The organism is Kitasatospora sp. NPDC048239 (assembly GCF_043202015.1).
Taxonomy (GTDB): Bacteria; Actinomycetota; Actinomycetes; order Streptomycetales; family Streptomycetaceae; genus Kitasatospora.
This window is the reverse complement of the sequence record NZ_JBICZP010000008.1, coordinates 26374-53149: the sequence shown is the minus strand read 5'-3', so window position 1 is coordinate 53149 and position 26776 is coordinate 26374. Positions and strand designations below refer to the sequence as shown.

Here is a 26776-nt window from a genome sequence, read left to right as displayed (position 1 = left end):
CCCTTTGGGGTCCCTATGGGACCAAGTCCGAAGGCTCCCGGCCGCGGAAGGTCCGGCGGTACTCGCGCGGAGCCACCCCCACCCGGGCCGTGAAGGCGGGGCGCAGCGAGACCGCCGAGCCGAAGCCGCAGCGGACGGCGACGGCGTCGACCGGGAGGTCGGTCTCCTCCAGCAGCCGCTGGGCGGCGAGGACGCGCTGCTCCAGCAGCCAGCGCAGCGGGGTGGTGCCGGTGGCGGCGGCGAAGCGGCGGGCGAAGGAACGCTCGGACATCAGGGCCAGAGCGGCCATCCGGCGGACCGTCCAGGGGGTGTCCAGGGCGGCCAGGATCCCGGCCCGGGCGCGGGCCAGCGGGTCGTCCCCGCCGCCGGTGTCCTCCGGGACGGGGGACGGGATGAACTGGGCCTGGCCGCCGGCCCGGAAGGGCGCGGTGACCATGGCGCGGGCGATCGTGGCGGCGGCGTGCTGGCCGTGGGCGAGGCGCACCAGGTGCAGGCAGAGGTCGATCCCGGCGGCCACCCCGGCGGAGGTCCAGAGGTCTCCCCCGCCGGTGAACAGCACCTCCGGGTGGACGTCCACCGCCGGGTGGCGGCGGGCGAGTTCGTCGGCGACCGCCCAGTGGGTGGTGGCCGTCCGGCCGTCCAGCAGGCCCGCCTCGGCGAGCACGAATGCGCCCGCGCAGAGCGAGGCGATCGGCACCCCCTGCTCGTGCACGGCCCGCAGCGCCGCCAGGACGCCTGGATCGCGCGGCTCACCGGGGTTCTCCACGCCCGGCACCACGACCAGGTCGCACTCCAGCAGTCCGTCCAGTCCGAAGTCCGGCGTCCGCTCCAGGCCGCCGCCGAGCCGCACCCGGGCGCCCTGCGGCCCGCAGACCCGCAGCTCGAACCGCGGTACGCCGGGCCGTATGACCCGGTTCGCCCACACCTCGCCGATCACGGCGTAGTCGAACGGCCGTACCCCGTCGAAGATCAGGCATCCCACAGTCCGCATGGCGGAAATCTATCGATGGGTGGCGCCGAGGCCCATCACCGGCTCACCGCGGCCCGCCGCAGGATGGATCCATGACCAACACCAGTGCATTCGACGCCCCGCTGACCATCGACGCCGACGCCGTCCTCGTCGTGATCGACGTCCAGAAGGGCTTCGAGGACTACGAGTTCTGGGGCACCCGGGACAACCCCGAAGCCGAGCTGCGGATCGCGGAGCTGACCGACGTGTGGCAGGCCACCGGGCGGCCGATCGTGGTGGTGCAGCACGCCTCCCAGGTCGGGCCGCTGGTGCCGGGGACGGCGGGGTTCGAGCTGAAGGACGCGGTGGCGGCCGTCCCCGCGGACCTGCACATCACCAAGCCGGTGAACAGCGCCTTCTACGGCACGCCCGACCTGCACGCCTGGCTGCAGCAGCGCGGCGCACGGCAGGTGGTGATCGTCGGGATCATGACCAACGTGTGCAACGAGACCACCGCGCGAATGGCCGGCAACCTCGGGTACGACGCGGTGTTCCCGGTCGATGCGATGCACACCTTCGACATGACCGGCCCCGACGGGGTGACCGTACCGGCCGCCGAACTCGCCCGGGCCACGGCCGCGGTGCTGCACGCGATGCGCTTCGCGAAGGTCGTCACCACCGGGGACGTGGTGGCCGGCGCGCGGGCCGGGCAGCCGGCGGTGGTCAGCGCGCTCTAGGGGTGTGCGGGCCCGGGCGTCAACGCGGCGGGCCGCCGTGGTCGCCGTCCGGTCGCAGGGCCCGCCAGATCCGCTCGGGCAGCACCCGCGAGGCCTCGGCGAGGTCGATGTCGTACCCGCCGGACAGCCAGCGGCGGGCCGTCTCGGCGACCGGCCCGAGCAGCAGGACCTCCAGCATCGGCTCCGGCACCGGCGCGATCTCCCCGGACTCGATCCGCGGACGCAACAGGGCCGCCAGGCTGCCCAGTTTGGCCGCCCTGGCGTCCCGGATCTCCTCGGTGTGGGTGGCGAGGTAGCCGGAGTTGGTGGAGGCGTGCAGGAAGAGCGCGGCGTCGTGCTGCTCCCGGGTGAAGCGCAGATAGGCCTGGACGAGGGCGCGCACGGCGGTGCGGGCGGTCCTGGTCCGGCGCACCGAGGTGATCATCTCGTCGAAGAGCTGCTCCAGGCACCGGGTGTAGAGGGCGGCGGCGAGGCCGTCGAAGCTGCCGAAGTGGTGGTACAGGCTGCCGAGGCTGACCCCGCTGGCCTTGCCGACCGCGCTGACGGTGAACCCCGGTCGGCCCGACTCGGCGTACACCTGCAGGGCGGCGGTCAGCAGGCGCTCCACGGTGGCTTCGCCCCGCTGCTGCTTAGCGGACATGGACCGGTCGCTTCGTCGACGTCATGGCGGCAGATCGTAGCGCTACCGATAACTGAAAATCTATTCTAGAACCCGACTTCGACCCGAACCGGGTGAGCCGTGCACTTCGACGCAACACGAGTGCCACCAGGGCGAGATGACCGATCCTCAGCATTCCAGCCGAGGCGGGGCCGCCCGACGCACGGCGGCCCCGCACCCGGTGAACGGGTGCGGGGCCGCCGTCGGGCGAGGGGAGGTCAGCCCTTCTTGGTCGCGAAGTTGTACATGCCGGCGGCCACGTCGTCCAGGTACGGGCCGGCCTGGAAGCGCGGCTCCTGGTCGTGCTGGCCGATCGAGACGTTGCTGACCAGGGCGGGCTTGCCGTCCTTGGTGGTCAGCCAACCGCCGCCGCTGGAACCGCCCGTCATGGTGCAGCCGATGGCGAGCATCGACGGCCGGGTCGGCTCGAAGGAGAGCCGGGTCGGCTTGCCGCTCTCGCAGCGGTTCAGCTCCATGCCGTCGAACGGGGGCGCCGCCGGGTAGCCGTACTCGGTGATGCTCAGCTGCTCGCGCGGGGCGTTGAACCAGGGCTGGATCGAACCGCCGACCGTCTCCTCCAGCGACTTGCCGCCGTCGGTCTCCGGCTTCACCCGCAGCAGGGCGAAGTCGTAGTGCGTGGCGGGCGAGCCCGTCTCGCCGCCCTCGGCCTTCCAGACCGGCGAGGTGAAGGCCTGCACGCCGTTCCACTGGCCGAACGGCGCGTACTGCGCCTGCTCGGCCTGCTTGCGGCCGCTCACCGAGCCGTTGCTGTTGAAGTTCGGGATGAACTCGAAGTTGGCGTAGAAGTTGCCGCCCTTGCCCTGGTGGACGCAGTGGCCGGCCGTCCAGACCAGGTTGCTCTTACCGGGGTGCGCGGGGTCGGACACCACGGTGCCGGAGCACACGTGGCGCGAGCCGCCGGTCTTGCCGGGCTGGGTGCCCGGGTCGTCGAAGAAGAGCTTCCCCTCCCAGGCGAACTTGGTGTACGGGTGCGGCACGGCCTGCGCGTTGATGGTGCTCGGCAGCGGGTCGTTGCCGTTGTCGCCGGGCTGCTTGGGGGCCTGGGTCGCCGGAGCCGGGGCCTGGGTCGCCGGAGCCTGCGTGGCCGGGGCCTGGCTCGCCGGCGCCTGGGTGGCGGGCGGCTGGGTGGCGGGCGGCTGCGAGGCCGGGGCCTGCGTCGGCTGGTGCGGGGCCTGGGAGGCCGGCTGCTGGGTGTTCGACGGCTTGACGGGCGCCGACGGCTGCCCGGCCGGCGGCTTGCTCGCCGGGGCCTGGGTGGCGGGCGGCTGCGAGGCCGGGGCCTGGGAGGCCGGCGGCTGGCCGCCGCCCGGCTTCTGCGGCGGCGCGGCGACCTCGACCGGCTTGGCGCTGAGGAGCTTCTCCAAGTCCCAGTAGCCCTTGGCGGCGGCCGGGATGGCGTAGTCCTTCGCCCACTTCTCCCAGTCCTCGAAGCTCCACTTCTTCAGGTCGTCGAGGTTGGTCGGCAGCGCGCCGGCCGCGGCGCCGACGGCGTCGGCGGCATCGCCCGCGCTGTTGTCCGGCCCACAGGCCGAGGTGGTGGCGAGCATGGTCAGCGCGAGCGCGGACGCCCCGAGGACGGCGTGGACACGGCGCTTGGTTCTACGCGACGTAGACATGAACGTGTGGTTCCCCCTGTGAAATGAACACCCGACTCCGTCGTGACGGCGTCGGGTTCTGCGCGGGGGAGTATTCCATCCACCGTCAGCGGCCCGGTCGGCAGGGCCTGCTAACGGCCGACGGCGCCGTCCAACTGCTCGCGGATGATGTCGGCGTGACCGGCGTGCCTGCCGGTCTCCTCGATCATGTGGACCAGTAGCCAACGCATCGACGGCGCTTCGGCGTTGGGGCGCAGCGAGCGGACGCCCGGGCGGTCGAGAGCGCCGGCCGCGGCGGCGGCGACCTCGTTGGCGCGGGCGATCGCCGCGCGGTAGGCGGCGATCGACTCCTCGACCGTCTCGTCGCCGGTCGCGGGCGCGTCGTCGTCCCAAAGGTCGACGTCCTCGCCCCGGTAGGCCCAGAGGAACCAGTTGAGCTCGACGGCGGTGAGGTGGCGGACCAGCCAGAGCAGGCTGGTACCGGAGGCGACGCCCGGCCGCCCGGCCTCCTCGTCGGAGAGGCCGGCGACCTTGCCGATGACGGCCTCGCGCAGGTAGTCGAGGAAGGTCAGCAGGGTGGTCTGCTCGTCGGCGTTGATCCCGGGCGGGCGGACGTCACTGCGCTTGCGCGCTTCGGTGCTGTCGGTCATGCGCGCCAGCCTAGGCCGTGCGCCGTGCGCCCGACCGCCCCCGCGGAACTCCGGCGGATCCGGTCAGGCGGCGGACATCTGGCGGGGTGTCACCACTTCTGGTCGCGGAGCCAGTCGGCGAGGTGGCGGGCGCAGTCGTCGACCGACTCGCGCCAGGTGTGCCCGGCCCCGTCGCCGGCCTCGTCGCTGACGTGCTTGACCAGGCGGACGGGCAGCCCGGCCCGGTGGGCGACGGTGGCGACGGCGTAGCCCTCCATGTCGACCAGGTCGGCGTGCTCGGCGAGGCGGTCGCGGGCGGCCGCGTCGGAGACGAAGAGGTCGCCGGTGGCCAGCACCGGTCCGTCGCCCTTGCCGACGACCAGCGGCGCGCCGTAGGTGCGGCCGGTGAGCGCGAACAGCGCGGGGGTGTCGATGTCGTGCTGGATCACCTGGGTGACGGTGTGGGTGCCGGCCCAGCCCGGGCGCAGGGCGCCGGCGGTGCCGAGGTTGACCACCTCGGACGGGTGCCGGCCGCCGGCCAGCACGGTGGCCAGCGCGGCCGCGGCGTTGATCTTGCCGATGCCGGTGAGCAGGACCGGCAGTTCCTCGCCGAGGTACGCCGCCTCCTCCCGGACGGCGACGACGAGCAGCGGGCGGTCGGCGGAGATCGTTCCAAGCAGTCGCATACCGCTCATGGTACGGAGCACGCCCCGGATGCCCGGGATGCACACAAGCGGACCCCGCGGCTCCGACCTGTCGGGGGAACCGCATAGGGTGCATCCCGCGTCGACCCGGTCGTCGCCCGCGCGCAACGGCCGGGCAACGGACCGCGACGGCGTTCACCGCGGCGGTCGGCGGGACGGCCCGGCGGGGGGCCCGGCTCGGCACTGCGGAACGGCGCGGCACGGCACGGCGGCACGGCACGGCACGGCGGCACGGCACGGCACGGCGGCACGGCACGGACCAGCGCGGCACGCACGACGGGGACGACGGGGACGGCCCGGGCACCGCACGGACCGGCACCGGCCCCGCTCACGAATGCTCAAGATCGGCGCAACTCGGGTGTGGCCGCGGGGAGTGACGGCCATACTGCTGGCAACGGCCGGGCCCGGATGACGGGGCGGCCACAGGGGAGGGTGGGGCGGGTGGCGACACCAGTACGTACGGAGGGGTCGGGCACGGCGGTGCCGGTGCGGCCGGGCGGCCCGGCCGCGGTCCGGCACGGCGCCGCGGCGGTCGCCGGGGCGGCCGGCCTGCGCGCCCGCCTGGGCCGGGCCGCGCGGACCGCGCCCGGGCGGCTGCGGCTGGCCGGGGCGCTGCTCGCGGTGCTCACCGTGGCATTCGGCGCGCTCACCGCCTGGCAGGTCGAATCCCGGGCGCAGGCGGCCCGGCAGGTGGTCGAGTACAGCCAGCCGCTGAGCCAGGCGGCCGCCGAGATCCACCGCTCCCTCGCCGACGCGGACACCACCGCGGCCACCGGATTCCTGCTCGCGGGCGCCGAACCGAAGGCCGTCCGGCAGCGGTATGAGACGGACCTCGCGACGGCCTCCCGGCTGATCGCCGAGGCCGCCGCGCGCACCACCGCCTCCTCCCCCGCCCAGGGCTGGCTCGCCACCCTCAACCAGCAGGTGCCGGTCTACGCCGGGCTGGTGGAGAGCGCGCGGGCGGACAACCGGCAGGGCTACCCGCTCGGCGGCGCCTACCTGCGGTACGCCTCCGAGCAGATGCGCACCGTGCTGCTGCCGGCCGCCGCCGCACTGACCGCCGCCGAGAACCGGCAGCTGGCGGACGACTACGCCGCGGCCGAGGCGGTGCCGTGGGCGGCCTACGGGTTGGGCCTGCTGACCCTGGGCGCGCTGGTCTGGGTCCAGCTGGGCCTGTTCCGGCGCACCAACCGGGTGTTCAACATCGGGCTGCTGGGCGCGACGGCCGCGGTACTGGCCGGGGTGCTCTGGCTGACCGTGGCCGGGCTCGGCGCCCGCGGCGCGCTGCAGGACAGCGAGAACCGGGGCGCCGCCCCGCTGCGGGCCCTCAACCAGGCCCGGGTGGACGTCCTGACCGCCCGCCTCGCGGAGAACCTGCACTTCGTCGCCCGAGGGTCCAGCACCAAGTACGCGGACCTGTGGGCGAAGACCACCGAGCACCTGTCCCGCACCGACGCACCGGTGGACCGCAGCAGCGGCGGCACGCTGCCGGAGGCCCTGCTGCTGGCGCCGCCCGAGGCGCAGCCCCGGATCGAGGACGCCCAGCGGCAGTACCAGCAGTGGCGCGACCGGCACGCGGCCGCGAGCAGGCTGGAGAACGTCGAGGCGGACTACCAGGGCGCGCTGGACGCCACCGTGACGGTCAAGGAGGCGAACGTTCCGACGACCGCCGACGCCTCCTTCAACGCGACCGACCAGCAGTTGGCGAAGGCCGCCGACATCGAGCTGAAGAAGTTCCAGGAAGCGGCGAAGGGCACCCACGGGGACTTGCGCACCGCCGCCGTGGCGGTCGCGGTGCTGGCCCTGGCGGCGGCCGCCGCGGCGGTGCGCGGCCTCGGCCGGCGCCTGGCCGAGTACCGGTAGAGGGGGAGGCAGCATGATGCGCAAGGGGACCGTACGGACCCGTTCGGTGGCCGCCGTGGCACTGCTGGCGTCCTGCGCTGCGGTGCTCGGCGCGGGCGGCCCGCAGGGCGCCGTCCTGCCCGCGGCCGCGCCCGGACAGGCCGCGCAGGCACTGCAGGCGCCGCGGCAGGAGCAGGCCGCCACCGACTGCGACGTGTACCGGAGCGTGCCGCCGAGCACCGAGGACGGCCCGGCCGTCAAGGCGATCAAGGCCAAGCGCAGCCTGGTGATCGGCGTGGACCAGAACAGCTTCCGCTGGGGGGCGCGCAACCCGAACACCGGCGCCATCGAGGGCTTCGACATCGACCTCGCCAAGGCGATCGGCACCGCGATCATGGGCGACCCGGAGAAGGTGACCCTCAAGGCGGTGCCGACCGCCGAGCGGATCAAGTTCATCCAGGAGGGCCGGGTCGACCTGATCGTCCGGACCATGACCATCACCTGCGACCGGCTGGAGCAGGTCGCCTTCTCCAAGCCGTACTTCACCACCAGTCAGCGGGTGGTGGTGCCGAGGTCCTCCCCCGCCACGACCATCGACGAGGCGGTGGACGGCAAGACCGTCTGCGCCGCGTCGAGCTCCTCGGCGGAGGACGAGCTGAAGCTCCGGCCGAAGGTCGGGAAGATCGTCACGGTGGAGAACCACCTGGACTGCCTGGTGCTGATGCAGCTCGGCAAGATCGACGCGACCATGACCGACGACGGGCTCGCGGCCAGTCAGGCCGCCCAGGACCAGACCGTCCGGGTGGTGGACGGCGAGGTCCGGCCGGCCGTCATCGGCATCGCGATGCGCAAGAACGACACCGATCTGACGGCCCGGGTGAACAAGGTGCTCGCCGACTACTACGCGAGCGGCGCCTGGCGGGCCGGCTACGACCGCTGGCTCAAGCCGTACATGCTGAACGACGCCGACCACTACTGGCCGGTGCAGCCCTGACCGGTCGGCAGGCCCGCGCCGCGGTGCGCGCCCCCGACCGGCGCGCACCCATGACCGGCCCCTGACGGCCGGGCCCGGACCGGGCCGCCGGGCACCCGCTAGGGTCGGGGCGGGTCGACCCGGACGGCGGCAGTCGACGCAGGACGACGGCAGGACGACGGCAGGACAGCGGAACAGGGAGAGGGAGACGGCGTTGGCGGCATCTGCGGGCCCGGTACTGAGCCGGGAGGAGGTGGACCGCGCGTTGGCGCGCCTCGGCGCGGAGCGCGACGCGGTCGAGTCCGCGCTGCTCTCGCTCCAGGACCACCCCGGGCTGCGGCTGCTCGACGGCGCCGGGCTGACCGGCCGCACCGAGGAGCGCTGGACCGTCGCCGGGCAGGGCCTGCCGCTGCTCTGGGCGCTCTTCGACCGCTACTCGGAGGCGCTGGCCTCGGCCCGGGCCGTCCGCGCCCGCAAGACCAAGCCCGGCGGCCCCGAACTCGCCGAGCTGAGCGAGCTGCTGACCGGCCCCGCCGTCACCGTGCCCGGCGGCGCCCTGCCGGACGGCCCGCAACTGCTCGGCGCGCCCGCCAAGCTGGTCGAACGGGTCAGCCTGGACGACCTGATGGCCCGGATGAACGCCTGGTACGCCACCGTGCTGGAGGTGGTGAGCGCCGCCGACGCCGTCTGGTCGGCGCTGCCCGCCCGGATCGACCTGCTGCTGGCCGAGCTGCGCCGGGTGCAGACCCTGGCCGGATCGCTGGGCGTGCGCGAGGGCGCCCACCCGCTCGGCGACGACCTGGTCGGACTGGACGCCGAACTGAGCGACCTGCGGGCCGAGGTGCGCAGCGACCCGCTGGCCCTCTGGCGCCCGGCCCGGGTACCCGCCCAGCGCGGCACCCGCCCGGACGGCACCGCGCTGGCCACGCCCTCCGGGGTGGTCGACACCGAGCGCTTCAACCGGGCCGGGCGGGCGCTGGACGGCATCCGGCTGGAGCTGGAGAGCATGCTGCGGCTGCGCGACGACGCCGAGGAGCGGCTGCAGGGCGTCGGCGATCTGCTGCAACGGGCCGATGCCACCCTGGCGGAGGCCCGCCGGGCGCGCGGCGAGGTGCTGGCGAAGATAGCCGCGACCGAGGTGCCCGCGGTACCCGGGCCCGCCTCGGCGCTGCGCGAACGGATCGTGGTGGCACTGGAGTTGCGCCAGAGCGGCCAGTGGTACCGGCTGGCGCCGCTGCTGGACGCGCTGGAGGACGCGGCCGCCAAGGAGCTGGCCCGGGCCCGGCAGGCGCTGACCGAGGTGACCCAGCCGCTGGCCGTCCGGGCCGAACTGCGCGGGCGGCTGGACGCGTACAAGGCGATGGCCGCCCGGCTGCGGGTGGCCGAGGACCCGGAAGTACTCGAACGGTACGAGAAGGCCCGCTGGCTTCTCTGGAGCGCGCCCTGCGACCTGCGGGCGGCGGCCGGCGCGGTGGCCCGCTTCCAGCAGTCGCTGCGGCCCGCGCAGAGCGGGCCGCCCGGCGGCGGGCCGGTGGACGGTCAGGCACTGGAACACGGACTGGGGGGCTGAGGTTCATGGGCGAGGCATGCGTACAGCCGGACTGCACCGGCGGGACGATCGACGCGGACGGCTACTGCACCGACTGCGGGCTGGCACCGGCGGGTTCGGCGCCGGCCGCTGCCACCACCTCCGGCAAGACCACCGGCTCGGGCAGGACCACCGGGTCCGGCAGGGCCACCACCTCCAGTAAGGCCACCGGCTCCGGCAAGGCCGTGGCGGTCGCCGCGGGCCCCGGCTCGCCGTGCCCGCGCGACTGCACCGGCACGATCGACGCGGACGGCTACTGCGACGAGTGCGGCCTCACCGCTCCCGGTGGCGACACCGGCATCACCCAGCCGTACGTGCCCTCCGCCCGGGTCGCCCCGGACTCGGCGCGCTCGACCCGCACCGGCTCCGCCCGCTCGATGTCCGGCCGCTCCCGCTCGCACCGCTCCACCCGGACCGGCAGCGGCCGTTCGGTGTCCGTGCGCAGCAGCCGGGCCAGTGCCACCGCGGGCGCCCGCAACCGCATCGGAGCCGGCCTGGTGACCGTCCCGACCGTCCCGGCGGCGGATCCGGCGGCGGCCGTCCTGGCCAACCCGGAGGTGCCGGAGCGCAAGCGGTACTGCTCCAAGTGCGAAGCCCCGGTGGGCCGGTCGAAGAACGACCAGCCCGGGCGCCCGGACGGCTTCTGCACCAAGTGCGGCACGCCGTACTCGTTCACGCCCAAGCTGCGCCGGGGGGACCTGGTCGGCGGGCAGTACGAGGTGGTGGGCTGCCTGGCGCACGGCGGGCTCGGCTGGATCTACCTGGCGGTGGACCGGCGGGTCAACGACAAGTGGGTGGTGCTGAAGGGCCTGCTGGACACCGGGGACGAGGACGCGCTCGCGGTCGCCGTCGCCGAGCGCCGCTTCCTCGCCGAGGTGGACCACCCGAACATCGTCCGCATCATCAACTTCGCCGAGCACCCGGACCTGCGCACGGGCGCCACCGACGGCTACATCGTGATGGAGTACGTCGGCGGCAAGTCGCTCAAGGACATCGCCAACGAGCGCCGCACCCCGGACGGCCGGCGCGAGCCGCTGCCGGTCGAGCAGGCGATCGCGTACGCGCTGGAGGCGCTGCCCGCCCTCGGGTACCTGCACAGCCGGGGCCTGGTCTACTGCGACTTCAAGATCGACAACGTGATCCAGAGCGGGGACGCGCTCAAGGTCATCGACATGGGCGCCGTCCGCCACCTCGACGACGACGGGCCGATCTACGGCACCATCGGCTACCAGGCCCCGGAGATCGCCACCGACGGGCCCTCCCCGGCCTCCGACCTCTACACCGTGGCCCGCACCCTGGCGGTGCTCACCTTCGACTTCCAGGGCTACAGCACCACCTACCGCGACACCCTGCCCGGACCGGAGTCGGTGCAGGCCTTCGCCGAGTTCGAGTCGTACTACCGCTTCCTGGTCCGCGCCACCGACCCGGACCCGGCCCGCCGCTTCGGCTCCGCCGAGGAGATGGCCGACCAGCTCACCGGCGTGCTGCGCGAGGTGCTGGCACTGCAGGACCGCCAGCCCCGCCCCGCCCTCTCCACCCTCTTCGGCCCGGAACTGCGGGTGGTCGACACCGAGCTGGTCCTCCCGACGGTCCGCCGCGGCGAGCTGCGGGTGGCCGGCCTGGACCCGGTGGCCGCCGCCCTGGCCCTGCCCGTCCCCCGGGTCGACCCGGCCGACCCGAACGCGGGCTTCCTGGCCACCCTGCTCGCCGCCGACCCGGCGGAGGCGCTCACCGCGCTGGCCGGCGCGCCGACCGACTCCATCGAGCGCCGGCTGCGCGAACTGCGCGCCCACCTCGAACTCCGTGCCCGCGCCGACGCCGACCGGACGTTGAGCGCCCTGGAGAAGGACCACCCGGACGACTGGCGGGTGGTCTGGTACCGCGGCCTCACCGCCCTGGTCGACTCCCCCGGCAGGCCCCAGGCCGACAGGGCCGCCGAGTCCGGGGGCGAGGGCCCCGCCGAGGAGCGGCTGCGCGCCGCCGCCGAGGCCTTCGACGCCGTCTACGACGCCTTCCCCGGCGAGAGCGCCCCGAAGCTCGCCCTCGCCATCTGCGCCGAACTGCTCGGCGACGGCGGCGACGCGACCGAGTTCTACCGCCTGGTGTGGACCACCGACCACGCGTACCTCAGCGCGGCCTTCGGCCTGGCCCGGGTGCTCCTCGCCGACGGCGACCGGTCCGGAGCCGTCCGGGTCCTGGAGTCGGTGCCCGCCACCTCCAGCCAGTTCACCGCCGCCCGGATCGCCGCCATCCGGGCCCGGCTGCGCGAGCGGCCCTCCACAGACCCGCTCGGCACCGACCTCGGCGCCGGATCCGAGCAGCTCACCGCGCTGCGCCTGGACGACCGCCGCCGCGAGGAGCTCTCCGTCGAGGTGCTCGGCGCGGCGCTCGGCTGGGTGACGGCCGGCTCGCCCGGCGAGACCGGCCTGGCCCGCGCTACCGGCACGGTCAGCGTGCTCGGACGGCCGGCCGTCGAGCGGGAACTACGGCTCGCGTTGGAGCAGTCCTACCGGGTACTCGCCCGGTTGGCCGACCGGGCCGAGACCAGGATCGAGATGGTGGAGCGGGCCAACCGTGCCCGCCCCAGGACGTGGGTGTAGCAATGCCGCAGCAGACCGTGTGCCCGAGCTGTTCCAAGCCGCTGGACCCGGAGGACGTGTACTGCGGCTTCTGCGGGTCGAGCCGGGACGGCCGACCGGCCCCGGGCGCGATGCCCGCGAGCTGGTCCGCCGCCCAGGGGCCGGCCGGCCAGGGCTCCACGGCCCAGGGCCCCGCCGGACCCGGCGCGGGCCACCCGGCCACCGTGCCCGCCCAGTCCGCCGGGGTACCGGCCGGAACGGCCCAGGGCGGGCCCGGCTGCTTCCACTGCGGGGTGCCGCTGGTCACCGCCGACGGCTACTGCGAGGCCTGCGGCCACGCCCAGCCGCGGCCCCGCGACCACATGGAGAAGTCCCTCGCGGACGTCGCCGGGGTCAGCGACCGCGGTGTGCGCCACCACCGCAACGAGGACTTCTTCACCGTCGCCGCCACCTCGCTGCCCGGCGGCGAGCCGGTCGTGGTGGCCGTGGTCTGCGACGGCGTCTCCTCCTCGGACCGGCCCGACCAGGCCTCCGAGACCGCGGTCGACGCCGCGTCCGAGTCCCTGCTGACCGCCCTGGAGGCGGGCCGCGACCCCGACCTGGCGATGCGCCAGGCGGTCGCCGACGCCGCCCTCGCGGTGGCCCGGCTGGCCGGGGCCGGCGCAGGCCCCGCCCGGCCCGACCTCAACGCGCCCGCCTGCACCTTCGTCAGCGCCATCGCCTCCGGCGGCCGGGTCACCATCGGCTGGGTCGGCGACACCCGGGCGTACTGGATCCCGGACGACCGGGTCTCCGCCGAGCCGTTCCGGCTCACCCAGGACGACTCCTGGGCCGCCCGGATGGTCGAGGCCGGACTGATGGGCGAGGCCGAGGCGTACGCGGACCCGCGCGCCCACGCCATCACCGGCTGGCTCGGCGCGGACGCCGAGGAGGTCGTCCCGCACACCCTGGACTTCACCCCGCACGTCCCCGGGGTCCTGCTGGTCTGCACCGACGGCCTGTGGAACTACGCCGAGGCCGCCACCGACCTGGCGTACTACGTGCGCGCCGACGCCAGGACCGAACCGCTCGCGGCGGCGCAGACCCTGGTGAAGTTCGCGGTCGCGGCAGGCGGGCACGACAACATCACCGTCGCCGTGCTGCCGATCGACCCGCCGGCCGCGCCGGGCGGGGCGGCCGGGGCCGACGAGGCCCGGACGGCGACCGCGCTCGACCTCCCGGTGGTCCGGGCCGCCGGGTACGAGGACGAGGACGAGGACCACGCGCCGACCCTGCCGGACCTGCCGGTGATCGGCTCGGCCGCCGCGCCGCTGCCCCCGGCCCCGCCCGCGGCGCCCCCGGTACCCCCGCTGCCGCCCCAGCCGCCGCACCCGCCGGCCCGCTGACCGGCCGAACCCCTGACTGGCCGACCGGTCTGCCGACCGATCGCCCGACCGAACCGCGCCAACCCACCGACCGCTCGCACCTACCGACACCCGACGGGAGCCACCGGCCCATGGCAACACTGGCGAAGCCGAACCTGCCCAGGTTCGACGTGGACATCTTCCAGAACGAGTTCCTCGCGGACGGCGCCCGCGAGGTGAACGCCATCGTCACCGTCACCGCGACGGGCGGCGGCACGTCCGGCGGCCGTCCGCTGGGGGTGTCCGACTCCGCGCGGGACGCGGGCGCCCAGGACGCCGCCGTGGTGATCATGGTCGACTGCTCCGGCTCGATGGACTACCCGGCCAGCAAGATGCGCGGCGCCCGGGAGGCCACCGCCGCCGCGATCGACACCGTCCGCGACGGGGTCGCCTTCGCCGTGGTGGCCGGCACCCACGAGGCCCGGGACATCTACCCCGGCGACGGCACCCTCGCGGTCGCCTCGGACGCCACCCGCAGCCAGGCCAAGGAGTCGCTGCGCCGCCTGAGCGCGGCCGGCGGCACCGCCATGGGCACCTGGCTGGCCAAGGCCGACAAGCTCTTCCTGACCCGCCGCGACATCGCCATCCGGCACGCCATCCTGCTCACCGACGGCAACAACGAGCACGAGTCTGCCGTCGAGCTGGACCGCGCCGTCGAGCGGGCCTCCGGCCACTTCACCGCCGACTGCCGGGGCGTGGGCACCGACTGGAAGGTGGACGAGCTGCGCAAGATCTCCTCCGCGCTGCTCGGCACCGTCGACATCGTCGCCGAACCGTCCGGCCTGGCCGAGGACTTCCGCACGATGATGGCCGGCGCGATGGGCAAGCAGGTGGCCGACGTCGCACTGCGGATCTGGACGCCGGCCAACGCGGTGGTCAGGTTCGTCAAGCAGGTCGCCCCCGCGGTGGAGGACCTCACCGGCCGCCGCGCCGAGGCCGGTCCGCGGGCCGGCGACTACCCCACCGGCTCCTGGGGCGACGAGAGCCGCGACTACCACGTCTGCGTGGAGGTCCCGGCCGCCGCCGTCGGCAACGAGATGCTCGCCGCCCGGATCAGCCTGGTACTGCCCGTCGCCACCGCCGGAGGGGCGCCCGAGGTGCTGACCCAGGGCCTGGTCAAGGCGGTCTGGACGGACGACCTGGCCTCCTCCACCCGGATCAGCCCGCAGGTCGCCCACTACACCGGGCAGGCGGAGCTGGCCTCGTCCATCCAGGAGGGCCTGGAGGCGCACCGGGCGGGGGACGTGGACCGCGCCACCGCGAAGCTCGGCGCCGCCGTCCGGATCGCCCACGCGACCGGCAACGAGGGCACGTTCAAGCTGCTGCAGAAGGTGGTCGACGTGGTCGACCCGAAGGAGGGTACGGTTCGGTTCCGTAGGAACGTGAGCGAGGCCGACTCGATGACCCTCGAGACCCGGTCGACCAAGACCGTACGTGTGAAGAAGTGACCGGGCCCAGGACGTCTGCCGTGCCCGGCCGGACGCTGCCCCAAGCTGGCTGGAATAGAGGGGGGACCTGATGCCGATCTGCCCGAGGGGCCATGAGTCGCAGGCCGAGGACTGGTGCGACTTCTGCGGCTTCCCGATGACACCGCCGTCGCCGATCCCGCCGCCGCCCGGCACGCTCCCGGGGGTTCCGGGCGGCCAGGGCGGGCCCGGTACCCACGGCGCTCCCGGCGCCCCGGGGGCGTACGGCGTGCCCGGCGCGCCCGAGGGGCACGGCGGCCAACCCGGGTACCCCGGGCAGCACGGCCACCCCGGGCACGGCGGCGACCCGTTCGGCGGGCCGGTGACGCCCGGCCCGGTCGCGCCCGCCGCCGCCCCGCAGGCGCCGCAGGGGTTCCCGGACCTCACCGAGGGCCTGGTGGTCTGCCCGATCTGCCGCAGCCCGCAGACCGGACGGTTCTGCGAGGAGTGCGGGTACGACTACGAGCTGTCCGCGCCCTCGCGCCGCCAGCACCCGGCCCCCGCGGCCGGCCACGCGCCGCCGCAGGCGCCGGCACCGCTCAACATCCCGGCGGCGTACGGCGGCCCCCAGTCGGCCCCGCCGCAGGCGCACCCGCAGCAGGGCCACCCGCAGCAGCCGCACCCGCAGGCCGCACCGCAGCCGCACCCGCAGGCGCACCCGCAGCAGCCGCACCAGCAGCAGCAGGCCGGGCACGGCGGCGCGCCGTCCGGCTACGGCTACCCGCCGCCCGCGCCGAACCCGGCGCCCGGCCCGGGGTACCCGGAGCAGCAGCCGCAGCAGCCGCAGCGCGACGACTCCGGCCCGGTCTACGCCCAGCCCGGTCCGACCGGGCGCGGTGAGGAGTTCGGCACCTCGTTCAACCTGGCCCCGCCGGTCCCGCAGCCGGGCCAGCAGCCCGGCCAGCAGGCCCCGCCGGAGCCGGTCCGCACCAACTGGATCGCGGTGGTCTCGGCCGACCGCGACTACTTCACCGACATGATGGCCCGCAGCGGCCCGGAGGCGGCGGGCCTGTTCTTCCCGCCGTACTGCCCCGAGCGGCGCATCCCGATCACCGGGCGCGGCCAGCTGCGGATCGGCCGGCGCAGCCAGCACCGGGGCACCGTGCCGGAGATCGACCTGTCGGTGGCTCCGGAGGACCCGGGCGCCTCGCACCAGCACGCGCTGCTCGCCGAACAGGCCGACGGCAGCTGGGTGCTGGTCGACCAGGACTCCACCAACGGCACCACGGTGAACGGCGGCGCCGAGCCGATCACCCCGCACACCGCGATCCCGCTGAACGACGGCGACCGGATCCACGTCGGCGCGTGGACCACCATCACCCTGCACCGCGCCTGATCCGGTCCGACCAGGGGAGTTGTGGGGACCGGCCGACCCGGTCCCCACAACTCCCCTGATATTCCCGCCCGGAAGTAAAATGATCTTCAAAACATGTGCACGGAGCCTGCCGGTGAGCTCGGCGGACCCGTAGGCTCACGGCACATGACTGCAGCTATATCCGCCGACGGAATCCGTCAGCGGTACGGGGATGTACAGGCCGTTGACGGTGTTTCACTCACCGTCGAGGCCGGCGAATTTTACGGGATCCTGGGGCCCAACGGCGCCGGGAAGACCACCACACTGGAGATCCTGGAAGGGATCCGCAAGCCCGACGAGGGCCGCATCGAGCTGCTGGGGATGGCTCCCTGGCCGCGCAATGCGAAGCTGCTGCCGCGCATCGGCGTCCAGTTCCAGGCCTCGGCCTTCTTCAACAAGCTGACGGCGCGGGAGACCATCCGCACCTTCGCCTCCTTCTACGGCGTCGGCCCCAAGCGCGCCGACGCGATGCTGGAGCGGGTCGGCCTGGCCGAGTCGGCCGGCGTGATGACCGAGAAGATGTCGGGCGGACAGGCCCAGCGCCTGTCCATCGCCTGCGCCCTGGCCCACGACCCGGAGCTCGTCTTCCTCGACGAGCCCACCACCGGCCTCGACCCGCAGGCCCGCCGCAACCTCTGGGACCTGCTGCGGGACATCAACGCCGAGGGCCGCACGGTCGTCCTGACCACCCACTACCTGGACGAGGCGGAGGTGCTCTGCGACCGCGTCTCGGTGATGGACCACGGCCGGATCCTGCGGACGGGCGCCCCGGCGGCACTCGTCCGGGAGATCGACGACACCGTCCGGGTCAGCGTGGAGTCCGGTCTGCTGACCCTTGAGAGCGCCCGCGAGCTGCTCGCCGCGGCCGGCGCCGAAACCGCCTCGATCGAGGACGACGGCGTCTCGCTCTCCGTCTCCACCCGGCTCCCGGGGCCGGTGCTCGCCGTCCTGGCCGAGCACAACGCGCTGCGCGGGCTCGAAGTGCGCGGCGCCACCCTGGAGGACGTCTTCCTCCAGCTCACCGGACGGGAGTACCGCGCATGACCGCCGAGCGCACCAAGCAGACCGCGGGCGTCCCGGCCCAGCGCAAGCCCGGCGCCCCCGCCGCGCCCGACGGGCAGCCGGAGCGCGAGCGGGTCAGCGCCTTCGCGAGCCTCTCCCGGGTGATGGTGGTCGCGTTCCTCCGCGACCGCGCCGCCGTCTTCTTCGTCATCCTGTTCCCGCTGATGTTCCTGCTGCTGCTCGGGACCCTGCTCAAGGGCGCCAGCAGCCCGCACGCCAAGGTCGCCCAGGTCGGCGCGGTCCAGATCCTGGACGCGGTGCAGGGCGACGGCCGGGCCCAGCTGGAGAAGGTCCTGGAGATCAGCAGGGTCGACAACGAGGCCGCCGCGCTGGAGAAGGTCCGCAAGGGCGACCTGGACGCGATGATCAAGGAGGGTCCGGACGGCAGGGTGGAGCTGCGCTTCAGCGCCGCCGACCAGGTCCGGGCCGGCTCCGTCCAGGGCATCGTCAACTCGGTGGTCCAGCAGGCCAACCAGGCCGCGACCGGCAAGCCGCCGGCCTTCGTGCTGGACTCCGCCCAGGTCGAGGACAAGTCGCTCAAGCCGATCCAGTTCCTCACCCCCGGCCTGCTCGGCTGGGCGGTCGCCACCGGCGCGGTGTTCAGCGCCTCGCTGACCCTGGTCTCCTGGCGGCAGAAGAAGGTGCTGCGGCGCCTGCGGCTGGCCCCGGTCAGCGCAGGGTCGATCGTGGCCTCCCGGATCGCCGTGTCCGTCCTGACGGCGCTGGTCCAGACGGCCGTCTTCCTGGCGGTCGCCACCACACCGTTCTTCGGCCTGAAACTCAGCGGCGACTGGTGGCTGATCATCCCGTTGGTGGTCTGCGCGACCCTCGCCTTCATGTCGATCGGCCTGCTGGCCGGGTCGCTGGCCAAGACCGAGGAGGCGGCCAACGGCATCTCGCAGATCATCGTGCTGCCGATGTCGTTCCTGTCCGGCGCGTTCTTCCCGTCCGACGGCATGCCCGGCTGGCTCAAGACCTTCTCCGAGGTGTTGCCGCTGAAGCACCTGGTGAGCGCCGCCCAGTCGGTCCTCTCCCGCGGCGGCGGCGTGACGGACGCGCTGCCGGCCATGGGTGTGCTGCTGGGGTTCGCCGTCGTGATGACCGCCATCTCCTCGCGGCTCTTCCGCTGGGAGGACGCGTAGCGGTCGGCACCGCCGGTCGCTCAGCGGTCGGCACCGCCTGCCGCACCGCGGCCGGCACCGCCTGAACCCGCGCGGGGTCGTACACCGAAAGTCCCGGTGTACGGCCCCGTCGGCGTCTGCGACCATGGTCGGGTGAAAGAGATCCGGCGTGGCACGCTCAGCGAGGAGACCTTCTTCGACCAGGTCGGCGGGGAGCCGACCTTCCGGCGGCTGGTGCACCGGTTCTACCAGGGCGTGGCCGGCGACGAGTTGCTGCGGCCGATGTACCCCGAGGAGGACCTCGGGCCCGCCGAGGAGCGCCTCGTGCTGTTCCTGATGCAGTACTGGGGCGGCCCGCGCACCTACAGCGAGCAGCGCGGCCACCCGCGGCTGCGGATGCGGCACGTGCCGTTCAAGGTGGACCGCGCGGCGCACGACGCCTGGCTGAAGCACATGCGCGCGGCGGTGGACGAGCTGGCGCTGCCGACCGACACCGAGCGCCAGCTCTGGGACTACCTGACGTACGCCGCCGCCTCGATGGTCAACACCGAGGGCTGAGCGGCCCTCCGGGGGCTGGAGCCCGGGCCCGTCCCTAACGGATCGGGCTGAGGCCCAGCCCCGCGCCGGGCGCCGCCGCCGTCCGGATGGCCACCGACCCGGTCGGGGCGCTCAACCGCAGCCAGCCGCCCACCCGGTGCACGGTCAGCGGCACGCCCGGCTTGAGGAAGCCGATCACGTAGGCGGCGTGCGCGGCGCGCAGCGGCAGTTCGGGCATGGCCGTCAGCGGCCGGGACCAGATCTCGTCGGCGAGCGCGTCCAGCACGGCGCGGGTCCGGTGGTGCTCCGGGACGGCCTCGCTGCGCTCGCGGAACTCCCCCACCCCGGCCATCAGTTCGGGGTACACCTGGAGGACGGACGGTTCTCCGAGCAGCCGCCAGCCGGTCCGCGGCGGCAGCAGGCCGGCCCAGGCCGGGCCGGTCACCGGTGCGGGCAGGGTGACGGTGTCGGCCGCGGCGTCGACGCCGTCGAGGAGTTGGCCCGCCGAGACGGTGAGGTCGGCCGCGGCGTCGAGTCCGGCCAGCCGCACGGTGCGGACCGCCAGCGCGCCCGAACCGCCCAGCGGCAGGCGCCCGAAGACCGCCAGCACCCCGGCCCCCTGCTCCGCGGGCACGGCCTGCAGCCGCACCGCGGCCGCCCGGTCGAAGCGCAGCAGGCGCACCAGGAAGGCGGCCAGGTCGGCGGCCTCACCGGCGTCGGCGAGGGCAAGGGGGGCGGTACTGGTCATCAACGCGCTTCAGCTCGCATCCGTGGGGCTGTCGGGGACTCAGGCGGCGACTACGGCCGGCTCCTGGTCGAGGCCGGCCCCGTCCATGAAGCGGCTGAGGAACTCCCGCTCCACCGGGCTGATCCGGCGCGGTCGGCCCTCGGCCAGGTCGTAGGGGACGACCACGGTGGACGCCCGGACGTACACCGTCTCGGTGCCGTCCTCGGCGGTGTCCTTGATCTCGTAGGAGACCGTCAGCGAGGCCCCGCCGATCTTGGTCACCCAGGTCTCGATGGTGACCGGCTCGGGCCGGTGCACCAGCGGGCGCTTGTAGTCGATCTCGTGGCGGGCCACCACCGAGCCACCCGCGAACTCCCCCGCCCCGGCGGCGGCGGCCTGGGTGAACATGAAGTCGATCCGGGCCTCCTCCAGGTAGCGCAGGAAGACCACGTTGTTGACGTGCCCGAACGCGTCCATGTCGGACCAGCGCAGCGGGCAGGCGTAGATGTGGCGTGCCACGGGTGTTCTCCTCAACCTTGTTGACCCGTCAGTAGCCTACGGGCGACGGGCCTCGGCCCGGCAGGCCGCCCCCGGAGGGCAGTCTGCCGGGCCGTTGTGACGCCCGGGTGTCCCGGACGCTTCGGGCTGTCGCCGATGCTCAGCCCCGGGTCAGCTTCTTGTAGGTGGCCCGGTGCGGACGGGCGGCGTCCGCGCCCAGCCGCTCGATCTTGTTCTTCTCGTACGACTCGAAGTTGCCCTCGAACCAGAACCACTTGCTCTCGCCCTCGTAGGCGAGGATGTGGGTGGCCACCCGGTCCAGGAACCAGCGGTCGTGGGAGATGACCACGGCGCAGCCGGGGAACTCCAGCAGCGCGTTCTCCAGCGAGGAGAGGGTCTCGACGTCGAGGTCGTTGGTGGGCTCGTCGAGGAGCAGCAGGTTGCCGCCCTGCTTGAGGGTGAGCGCCAGGTTCAGGCGGTTGCGCTCACCACCGGAGAGCACGCCGGCCGGCTTCTGCTGGTCCGGGCCCTTGAAGCCGAACGCCGAGACGTAGGCGCGGGACGGCATCTCGACCTGGCCGACGTTGATCCAGTCCAGACCGTCGGAGACGACCTCCCAGAGCGTCTTCTTCGGGTCGATGTTGGCCCGGCTCTGGTCGACGTAGCTGATCTTGACCGTGTCGCCGACCTTGACGCTGCCGGAGTCCGGGGTCTCCATGTCCTGCAGCATCTTGAACAGCGTGGTCTTGCCGGCGCCGTTCGGGCCGATGATGCCGACGATGCCGTTGCGCGGCAGGGTGAAGCTCAGGTCGTCGATCAGGACCTTCTCGCCGAAGGCCTTGTTGAGGTTCTCGACCTCGATGACGATGCTGCCCAGACGCGGGCCCGGCGGGATCTGGATCTCCTCGAAGTCCAGCTTCCGCATCTTGTCGGCCTCGGCCGCCATCTCCTCGTAGCGGGCCAGACGCGCCTTGGACTTCGCCTGACGGCCCTTGGCGTTGGAGCGGACCCACTCCAGCTCCTCGCGGAGCCGCTTGGCGCGCTTGGCGTCCTTCTGGCCCTCGACCTTGAGGCGGGACTGCTTGCTCTCAAGGTAGGTGGAGTAGTTGCCCTCGTAGCCGATCGCGCGGCCGCGGTCGAGCTCCAGGATCCAGCCGGCCACGTTGTCCAGGAAGTACCGGTCGTGGGTGACGGCGACAACGGTGCCGGCGTACTTGGCCAGGTGCTGCTCCAGCCAGTTCACCGACTCGGCGTCCAGGTGGTTGGTGGGCTCGTCGAGGAGCAGCAGGTCGGGGGCCTCCAGCAGCAGCTTGCAGAGCGCCACGCGGCGCTTCTCGCCACCGGAGAGCTTGGTGACCGGCCAGTCGCCGGGCGGGCAGCCCAGCGCGTCCATGGCCTGCTCCAGCTGGGCCTCGAGGTCCCAGGCGTTGGCGTGGTCCAGGTCCTCCTGGAGCTTGCCCATCTCGTCGAGCAGCGCGTCCGAGTAGTCGGTGGCCATCAGCTCGGCGATCTCGTTGAAGCGGTTGAGCTTCCCCTTGATCTCCTTGACGCCGTCCTCGACGTTCTCCAGAACGGTCTTGGTCTCGTCGAGCGGCGGCTCCTGGAGGAGCATGCCGACGGTGAACCCGGGCGAGAGGAAGGCGTCGCCGTTGGAGGGCTGCTCCAGGCCGGCCATCATCTTCAGCACGGTGGACTTGCCCGCGCCGTTGGGGCCCACGACGCCGATCTTCGCCCCGGGGAGGAAGCTGAGCGTCACGTCGTCAAGGATGACCTTGTCGCCATGCGCCTTGCGCACCTTGCGCATCGTGTAGATGTATTCCGCCACGTGAGATCGCTCCGGCGTCGTCGGGAGTAATTCGGCTTGCAGCCTTCCATTGTGCCGCACCCGGCCATGAGTCCCGAACGGCGCGGTTGCCCCAGCGGGGTATCCGGCCGGGCCGCTGCGGCGGGCGGCTGAGCCACCGGGCCCGCCGCACCGGCGCTGCGGGCGGCGCTGCGGGCGGCGGACCGGGGCCTCGGGGGCAGGGCTGCGGCAGCGGCAGCGGCCGGACCAGGGTGGCAGCGCGGTCGGGGGCCAGGACGTGCAACGGCCCGGCCCCCCGCAACGGGTGCGGGGGGCCGGGCCGGTACTTCAGCAGCTCGGTGCTTCAGCAGCTCTGCGCTTCAGCACCTCACTGCTTCAGACCCGTGGGTCTCAGGCGGTGGTGCGACCGTGGCGGCCACGGCGGCGCAGGATGAAGACCGCGGCGCCACCGGCCACGACCAGGCCACCGGCGACGGCGGCGATCATCGGGGTGGCGTCGTTACCACCGGTGGCGGCCAGGCCGCCCGTGGTGCCGGGGGCCGGGCTGCTCGCGACCGGAGCCGGGTGGGCGGCCGTGGTGGTGGCGGTCGCGGACGGCGTGGCCGTGGCGGTCGGCGTGGCCGACGGGGTGCCGGTCGGGGCCGGGGTGCTCGCCGACGGGCTGGCGGTCGGCGTGGTCACGCTGGCGACCTTGCAGTCCAGGATGCCCTTGAACTCCTTGCTGAAGCCGTTCGGGCCGGTGACGGTGATGTCGTAGGCGGTGTCCTCGGCGACCGGAACCACCAGGGTCTCGATCTTGCCCGGCTGGACGGTGATCGTCTTGCCCGGCTTCACCGTGACGTTGGCCGCCTCGTCGCCGCCGTTGGCGACGTTGACCCGGACGCCGTTGGCGTCGCACTCGACCTGGGCGTTGCTGTCCAGCAGCGCGCCCTTGCCCTGCTTCCAGGTGGCCTTGGCCTCGTCGACCACGCTGAGCTTGGTCGAGCCGGCCAGGATCATGGTCTGGCTGTGCTTCTCGGGGGTGTAGCCCTTGCTCAGGAAGACGCGGCCGCTGGGCACGACCGTCTCGGCCGAGGCCGTCACGGTGGCGGAGCCGTCCGCGGTGCCGGCCGGCACGTCCAGGAACAGCTGGGTGTCCTTGGCGACCGGGCCGGTCAGGCCGGCCACCGGCTTGCCGTCCTTGTCGACCAGCTTCACCTTGTCGGTGGCGTCGCCGGCGACCGCCAGCTTCACCTCGGCGGCACTGGAGTTGATGGTGAACGGGCCGAGCTTGGCGCCCGACTTACCCGACACCGAGTCCGGGGTCATGCTCAGCGAGGGCCTGGGCTCGGCGGCGATGCCCTTGTTCTTGTCGCTGACCAGGTAGTCCCGCAGCTGCTTGGCCTCGGCGTCGATCGGGGTGGCGTTCTTGCCGTCCGAGAACTTCCAGATCGCGGCCTGGGTGCCGGCGGCGGCGTCGTCGGCGGTGAGCTCGCCCTTGACCCCGGCCGCGGCCGCCAGCTTCGTCAGGTCGGTGACCTGCGGGTAGGAGTTCTCCAGGATCCAGCGGATCTTGGCGGCGTCCTCGGCCTTCTCCTTGCGGCCGAGCGAGCTCGACTTCCAGTCCGACTCCTGGTACTCGACACCGCTCTTGATGTTGACCGGGTGGTCGATGTCGATGCAGTACGTCCGGAGCTCGCCGTTCTTCGTCTTGAGGGTGAACAGACCGCCCTGGACGGAGTGGCCGCCCTCGATGGAGATCTCCTCGCTCTGCATGGTCGGCTGGATCACCGCCGTGACGCCCGCACCCGGCTCGTCAGCCGCAGCCGCCGCACCGGCTGCGAGCAGGCCCCCGCCCAGCACCAGGCTGGTCGTGAGCATGACAGTTGCTATGCGGGGGAGACTCCGCGCCTGCGTCTGGAACATCCGTGATCCCTCCGGGCCGGGCCCTGCCGATGGCAGCCCGCCTTGCATTGCGCGCGCCCCCTGTGGCGCCGCTGCACGTGTGTGAACCAGACGAATCCTATTGAGCCACGGAGGCGCGCAAACCCCCATGCTGAATCAGGACGATTCCGTATCTGTATCGTTATCAACCCTCCCATCATCCACACAAGCTGACGATCAGCCAGAAACTCCAGATCTTTCACATAACCGTTCCGAGATTGCGCGTTCGGGCACAACAACCGTCTCGATCAACATATTTGTCGACAGTGAGATCACCCGCCGGTCAGATCAAGACCCCCTGCTCGTCACCTCCAGTCACCCCCGCGGACACCTCGTCGGGCACTCCGTCAGGCACCCCTCCGGACGCCGCCGGCTCCGGCCTGGCGGCCGCCGCAGCGGCCTTGCGCAACGCCAGGGCGTCCACGATCCACCCCGGCACGGCGCCGCCGACCGACCCCTCGGCCAACCCCGCGACCGCCCCCGCGGACTCCCCCGCCCCCGGGGACGCCCGCCTGAAGGTCGTGGTGCCGCGACTGAGATCGTGTCCGACCGATCGGGCGTCGATCTCGACCCTGCTCCGCCGGGCCTCCCCCTCGCCCCACTCCCGCACCCTGAGCCGACCGCTCACCATGACCGGATCACCCTTGCCCAGCGACCCGATCACATGGACCGCCAGCGCCCGCCAGGCCGTCACCGAGACCCAGTGGGTGTCGCCCTCGACCCACGCGCCCGCGGCCCGGTCGTAGCGGCGCTCCGTCGAGGCCAGCCGGAAGCTCGCCATCGGCACCCCGCCGGTCGTCTCCGAGTAGCTCACCTCCGTTGCGACATTGCCGATCATCGTCACCACGGTCTCGTTCACAGAACACTCTCCGTTCTCTCCGATGCACCGTACGGAATCAACCGGTGTGAGTTGAGAGTGGACTTCCCGGGAAATCCGCACCAGGCAGATCCGAAATCCTGTGGACAAGTCCGGCTTGTGGAAAACCGACGTCACTCACAGGGGTGAATTTCAGCCCTTTCACGCCTACTTTGCGCCCAACTCTGCAAGGCCATGACAACAATCAAGCCGCTTCCCGCCGCGCCCCCGGCCCCCCGGGGGTGGCCGCCCGGCCGTCCGCCCACGTCATCCGACCGAAGGAACCCGAATACGGCCCCCCACCCGCGTCGGGGACGGCGCTTTCTCCGTGCCGAATCCATAACGGGTGAGGCGGCAGCCCCGTAACGACTGCACAACGTCCGGCGCCGAAGACCGCCAGACCGCTGCACTCACGGCCTTCACCTGCGATTATCGGACCGCTCCACCGAGGCCGACACACCCGCGACGGTGTTGTAACACCCGGCCGAGGAACTGGACACCCTTATCCTGTCCCCGACAGGGCGAGGGTCCGCCAACCCCCACCCCCACCCTCAGGTACGGGGACGGGCAGCGGGCGCCGCACGCGCCCGTCACCCGATCCCGGCAACGGTCACGCCCACCCGGGCGCCGGCCGTCCCGCCCCCATAGCTCAGCGGATAGAGCACCCGCCTTCTAAGCGGTAGGTCGCAGGTTCGAATCCTGCTGGGGGCGCCACGCCCAATTCCCGCAGGCCAGAACGGCGGCGGGGCCTTTGGGCCACCCATCCGCCCGAATATTCCGGGCACCGACCGCGCATAACCCGTGACAATGCGTGTCATGGCCGGGTCGGAAACGGCCGCGCGGGAAACACCGGCACGAACGGACCGCCCGGGCCGAACTCACCGGACGGGCCGACCCGGCCGCGCACGGCGAACAGGTCGACCGGAAACCACCGGCGAATCACCCGCCCCGCCGGCACCCGCCATCCCGGCCCGCCCACGGGCCCGCCCACGGGCCAGCCGAAGCCCGCCCGCCCGCCAGAGCCCGCCGCCCGAAGCCCGCCAGAGCCCGCCCGAAGCCCGTCGGCCGTGCCGAGACCCGAGCCGGTCAGCCCGTCGACCCCGCCAGCCCCGCCAGATAGCCGTCCACCAGCGCGACCTGCCGCTCGGGCGGAAACTCCTCCGGGGCGAACAGCGCCTGCACCACCAGCCCGAGGACGAAGGCCTGCACCCCCGCCGCGAGCTGCCCGGCCGCCACCGCGTCCGGCAGCTCGCCGAGCCGCTGCGCATCCGCGACGTGCCCGGCCAGCGCCTCCCGGGCCCGCCCGTACCGGCCGGCGTGCGCGGCCGCCAGCTCGGAATCGGCCAGCGCCACGTCCCAGGAGCCGACCCAGATCCGGTTGCCCGCCGCGCTCGTCTCGTCCAGCGGGAGGATGTCCAGCAGCGCCGCCCGCAGCCGGGCCAGCCCCGCGGCGGGCGCCGCGCTGCCGTCCGCGGGTGCGGCCCGCCTCGGCCGCTCGCCGGACCGCCGGTCCAGCACGTCCAGCGCGTACGCCACCAGAGCCCGCTTGTTGGGGAAGTAGTGCGTCAACAGCCCGGTGGAGGCGCTCATCTCGGCGGCCACCGCCCGGAGCGTCAGTCCCCCGAAGCCGCGGGTGGACAGCACCCGCCAGACCGCCTCGGAAACCGCCACACGTCGGGCGTCATGGTCTCCACGGGCCGGCGTCATGGGGCTATCGTACATACCAAACGTTTGTTATGTATGACTGCGA

At 73.4% G+C, this 26776-nt stretch carries 22 protein-coding genes and 1 tRNA gene; 12 read left to right on the top strand and 11 right to left on the bottom strand.

The window, feature by feature from the left end; all coding sequences use genetic code 11:
* Nucleotides 1-13: 13 nt before the first annotated feature.
* Nucleotides 14-991, bottom strand: coding sequence for a GlxA family transcriptional regulator (locus ACGFZP_RS22305; RefSeq protein WP_392935662.1), 978 nt, complete (start codon nucleotides 989-991; stop codon nucleotides 14-16).
* 71 nt (nucleotides 992-1062) lie between these two features.
* Here ACGFZP_RS22305 and ACGFZP_RS22300 point away from each other — a divergent pair, with 71 nt between their 5' ends.
* Entirely contained in the window at nucleotides 1063-1686 is a 624-nt protein-coding gene (locus ACGFZP_RS22300; RefSeq protein WP_392935659.1) for a cysteine hydrolase family protein, read from the top strand.
* Nucleotides 1687-1705: 19 nt separating this feature from the next.
* Here ACGFZP_RS22300 and ACGFZP_RS22295 read toward each other — a convergent pair whose 3' ends face one another.
* From ACGFZP_RS22295 to ACGFZP_RS22280, 4 genes are all read right to left on the bottom strand, one after another.
* Nucleotides 1706-2326, bottom strand: a complete 621-nt coding sequence (locus tag ACGFZP_RS22295) for a TetR/AcrR family transcriptional regulator (RefSeq protein WP_392935657.1) — start codon at nucleotides 2324-2326, stop codon at nucleotides 1706-1708.
* 236 nt (nucleotides 2327-2562) lie between these two features.
* Entirely contained in the window at nucleotides 2563-3981 is a 1419-nt protein-coding gene (locus tag ACGFZP_RS22290; RefSeq protein ID WP_392935655.1) for a hypothetical protein, read from the bottom strand.
* 110 nt (nucleotides 3982-4091) lie between these two features.
* Nucleotides 4092-4610, bottom strand: coding sequence for a DinB family protein (locus ACGFZP_RS22285; protein WP_392935652.1), 519 nt, complete (start codon nucleotides 4608-4610; stop codon nucleotides 4092-4094).
* 89 nt (nucleotides 4611-4699) lie between these two features.
* Nucleotides 4700-5275 (bottom strand): nucleosidase, encoded by a 576-nt coding sequence (locus tag ACGFZP_RS22280; protein ID WP_392935650.1) that lies wholly within the window; start codon nucleotides 5273-5275, stop codon nucleotides 4700-4702.
* 459 nt (nucleotides 5276-5734) lie between these two features.
* On the opposite strand from ACGFZP_RS22280, the gene ACGFZP_RS22275 reads away from it, so the two are divergent.
* The 10 genes from ACGFZP_RS22275 to ACGFZP_RS22230 all read left to right on the top strand — a co-directional run bounded on the left by ACGFZP_RS22275 (nucleotide 5735) and on the right by ACGFZP_RS22230 (nucleotide 19239).
* A complete protein-coding gene (locus tag ACGFZP_RS22275; RefSeq protein WP_392935647.1) occupies nucleotides 5735-7156 on the top strand; it encodes a hypothetical protein in 1422 nt (473 codons plus the stop codon).
* Nucleotides 7157-7169: 13 nt separating this feature from the next.
* Nucleotides 7170-8129 carry a glutamate ABC transporter substrate-binding protein gene (locus ACGFZP_RS22270; protein WP_392935644.1) on the top strand — a complete coding sequence of 320 codons (960 nt, stop codon included), beginning with the start codon at nucleotides 7170-7172 and terminating at the stop codon, nucleotides 8127-8129.
* Nucleotides 8130-8322: 193 nt separating this feature from the next.
* Entirely contained in the window at nucleotides 8323-9678 is a 1356-nt protein-coding gene (locus ACGFZP_RS22265; protein WP_392935642.1) for a hypothetical protein, read from the top strand.
* 5 nt (nucleotides 9679-9683) lie between these two features.
* Nucleotides 9684-12296 carry a tetratricopeptide repeat protein gene (locus ACGFZP_RS22260; RefSeq protein ID WP_392935640.1) on the top strand — a complete coding sequence of 871 codons (2613 nt, stop codon included), beginning with the start codon at nucleotides 9684-9686 and terminating at the stop codon, nucleotides 12294-12296.
* A 2-nt stretch (nucleotides 12297-12298) separates the two neighbouring features.
* A complete protein-coding gene (locus ACGFZP_RS22255; protein ID WP_392935637.1) occupies nucleotides 12299-13660 on the top strand; it encodes a PP2C family protein-serine/threonine phosphatase in 1362 nt (453 codons plus the stop codon).
* Nucleotides 13661-13770: 110 nt separating this feature from the next.
* Nucleotides 13771-15126 carry a VWA domain-containing protein gene (locus tag ACGFZP_RS22250; RefSeq protein WP_392935635.1) on the top strand — a complete coding sequence of 452 codons (1356 nt, stop codon included), beginning with the start codon at nucleotides 13771-13773 and terminating at the stop codon, nucleotides 15124-15126.
* Between the two features lie 70 nt (nucleotides 15127-15196).
* Nucleotides 15197-16480: an FHA domain-containing protein gene (locus ACGFZP_RS22245; RefSeq protein ID WP_392935632.1), complete on the top strand. Its 1284-nt coding sequence runs from the start codon at nucleotides 15197-15199 to the stop codon at nucleotides 16478-16480.
* 144 nt (nucleotides 16481-16624) lie between these two features.
* Entirely contained in the window at nucleotides 16625-17542 is a 918-nt protein-coding gene (locus ACGFZP_RS22240) for an ABC transporter ATP-binding protein (protein ID WP_392935630.1), read from the top strand.
* Entirely contained in the window at nucleotides 17539-18702 is a 1164-nt protein-coding gene (locus tag ACGFZP_RS22235; RefSeq protein ID WP_392935627.1) for an ABC transporter permease, read from the top strand. Before ACGFZP_RS22240 ends, ACGFZP_RS22235 begins: the two co-directional genes overlap by 4 nt.
* Before the next feature lie 132 nt (nucleotides 18703-18834).
* On the top strand, nucleotides 18835-19239 hold the full coding sequence (locus tag ACGFZP_RS22230) for a globin (RefSeq protein WP_392935624.1): 405 nt from the start codon (nucleotides 18835-18837) through the stop codon (nucleotides 19237-19239).
* Between the two features lie 34 nt (nucleotides 19240-19273).
* Here the strand turns inward: ACGFZP_RS22230 and ACGFZP_RS22225 are convergent, their stop codons facing one another.
* The 5 genes from ACGFZP_RS22225 to ACGFZP_RS22205 form a co-directional block, all read right to left on the bottom strand.
* Nucleotides 19274-19966, bottom strand: coding sequence for a hypothetical protein (locus ACGFZP_RS22225; RefSeq protein ID WP_392935621.1), 693 nt, complete (start codon nucleotides 19964-19966; stop codon nucleotides 19274-19276).
* A gap of 39 nt (nucleotides 19967-20005) precedes the next feature.
* Nucleotides 20006-20464 (bottom strand): acyl-CoA thioesterase, encoded by a 459-nt coding sequence (locus ACGFZP_RS22220; protein ID WP_392935620.1) that lies wholly within the window; start codon nucleotides 20462-20464, stop codon nucleotides 20006-20008.
* A gap of 139 nt (nucleotides 20465-20603) precedes the next feature.
* Entirely contained in the window at nucleotides 20604-22268 is a 1665-nt protein-coding gene (ettA, locus tag ACGFZP_RS22215; protein WP_392935617.1) for an energy-dependent translational throttle protein EttA, read from the bottom strand.
* 369 nt (nucleotides 22269-22637) lie between these two features.
* Nucleotides 22638-24107 (bottom strand): Cys-Gln thioester bond-forming surface protein, encoded by a 1470-nt coding sequence (locus ACGFZP_RS22210; protein WP_392935614.1) that lies wholly within the window; start codon nucleotides 24105-24107, stop codon nucleotides 22638-22640.
* A gap of 346 nt (nucleotides 24108-24453) precedes the next feature.
* The gene (locus ACGFZP_RS22205; RefSeq protein WP_392935611.1) at nucleotides 24454-25164 is read right to left on the bottom strand and encodes a single-stranded DNA-binding protein; all 711 of its coding nucleotides are present in this window, start codon (nucleotides 25162-25164) and stop codon (nucleotides 24454-24456) included.
* Between the two features lie 500 nt (nucleotides 25165-25664).
* Here ACGFZP_RS22205 and ACGFZP_RS22200 point away from each other — a divergent pair.
* Nucleotides 25665-25740: transfer RNA gene (locus ACGFZP_RS22200), tRNA-Arg, on the top strand.
* A 372-nt stretch (nucleotides 25741-26112) separates the two neighbouring features.
* Here ACGFZP_RS22200 and ACGFZP_RS22195 read toward each other — a convergent pair.
* Nucleotides 26113-26733, bottom strand: a complete 621-nt coding sequence (locus tag ACGFZP_RS22195) for a TetR/AcrR family transcriptional regulator (RefSeq protein ID WP_392935610.1) — start codon at nucleotides 26731-26733, stop codon at nucleotides 26113-26115.
* Nucleotides 26734-26776 lie beyond the last annotated feature (43 nt).

Excerpts from the sequence above, each read along its gene's own strand:
- ACGFZP_RS22305 (WP_392935662.1), bottom strand. The coding sequence starts at position 991 with ATGCGGACTGTGGGATGCCTGATCTTCGACGGGGTACGGCCGTTCGAC.
- ACGFZP_RS22235 (WP_392935627.1), top strand. The coding sequence starts at position 17,539 with ATGACCGCCGAGCGCACCAAGCAGACCGCGGGCGTCCCGGCCCAGCGC.
- ACGFZP_RS22250 (WP_392935635.1), top strand. The coding sequence starts at position 13,771 with ATGGCAACACTGGCGAAGCCGAACCTGCCCAGGTTCGACGTGGACATC.
- ACGFZP_RS22270 (WP_392935644.1), top strand. The coding sequence starts at position 7,170 with ATGATGCGCAAGGGGACCGTACGGACCCGTTCGGTGGCCGCCGTGGCA.
- ACGFZP_RS22195 (WP_392935610.1), bottom strand. The coding sequence starts at position 26,733 with ATGACGCCGGCCCGTGGAGACCATGACGCCCGACGTGTGGCGGTTTCC.
- ACGFZP_RS22260 (WP_392935640.1), top strand. The coding sequence starts at position 9,684 with ATGGGCGAGGCATGCGTACAGCCGGACTGCACCGGCGGGACGATCGAC.
- ACGFZP_RS22300 (WP_392935659.1), top strand. The coding sequence starts at position 1,063 with ATGACCAACACCAGTGCATTCGACGCCCCGCTGACCATCGACGCCGAC.
- ACGFZP_RS22290 (WP_392935655.1), bottom strand. The coding sequence starts at position 3,981 with ATGTCTACGTCGCGTAGAACCAAGCGCCGTGTCCACGCCGTCCTCGGG.
- ACGFZP_RS22225 (WP_392935621.1), bottom strand. The coding sequence starts at position 19,966 with ATGACCAGTACCGCCCCCCTTGCCCTCGCCGACGCCGGTGAGGCCGCC.
- ACGFZP_RS22280 (WP_392935650.1), bottom strand. The coding sequence starts at position 5,275 with ATGCGACTGCTTGGAACGATCTCCGCCGACCGCCCGCTGCTCGTCGTC.
- ACGFZP_RS22210 (WP_392935614.1), bottom strand. The coding sequence starts at position 24,107 with ATGCTCACGACCAGCCTGGTGCTGGGCGGGGGCCTGCTCGCAGCCGGT.
- ACGFZP_RS22240 (WP_392935630.1), top strand. The coding sequence starts at position 16,625 with ATGACTGCAGCTATATCCGCCGACGGAATCCGTCAGCGGTACGGGGAT.
- ACGFZP_RS22245 (WP_392935632.1), top strand. The coding sequence starts at position 15,197 with ATGCCGATCTGCCCGAGGGGCCATGAGTCGCAGGCCGAGGACTGGTGC.
- ACGFZP_RS22295 (WP_392935657.1), bottom strand. The coding sequence starts at position 2,326 with ATGTCCGCTAAGCAGCAGCGGGGCGAAGCCACCGTGGAGCGCCTGCTG.
- ACGFZP_RS22255 (WP_392935637.1), top strand. The coding sequence starts at position 12,299 with ATGCCGCAGCAGACCGTGTGCCCGAGCTGTTCCAAGCCGCTGGACCCG.
- ACGFZP_RS22285 (WP_392935652.1), bottom strand. The coding sequence starts at position 4,610 with ATGACCGACAGCACCGAAGCGCGCAAGCGCAGTGACGTCCGCCCGCCC.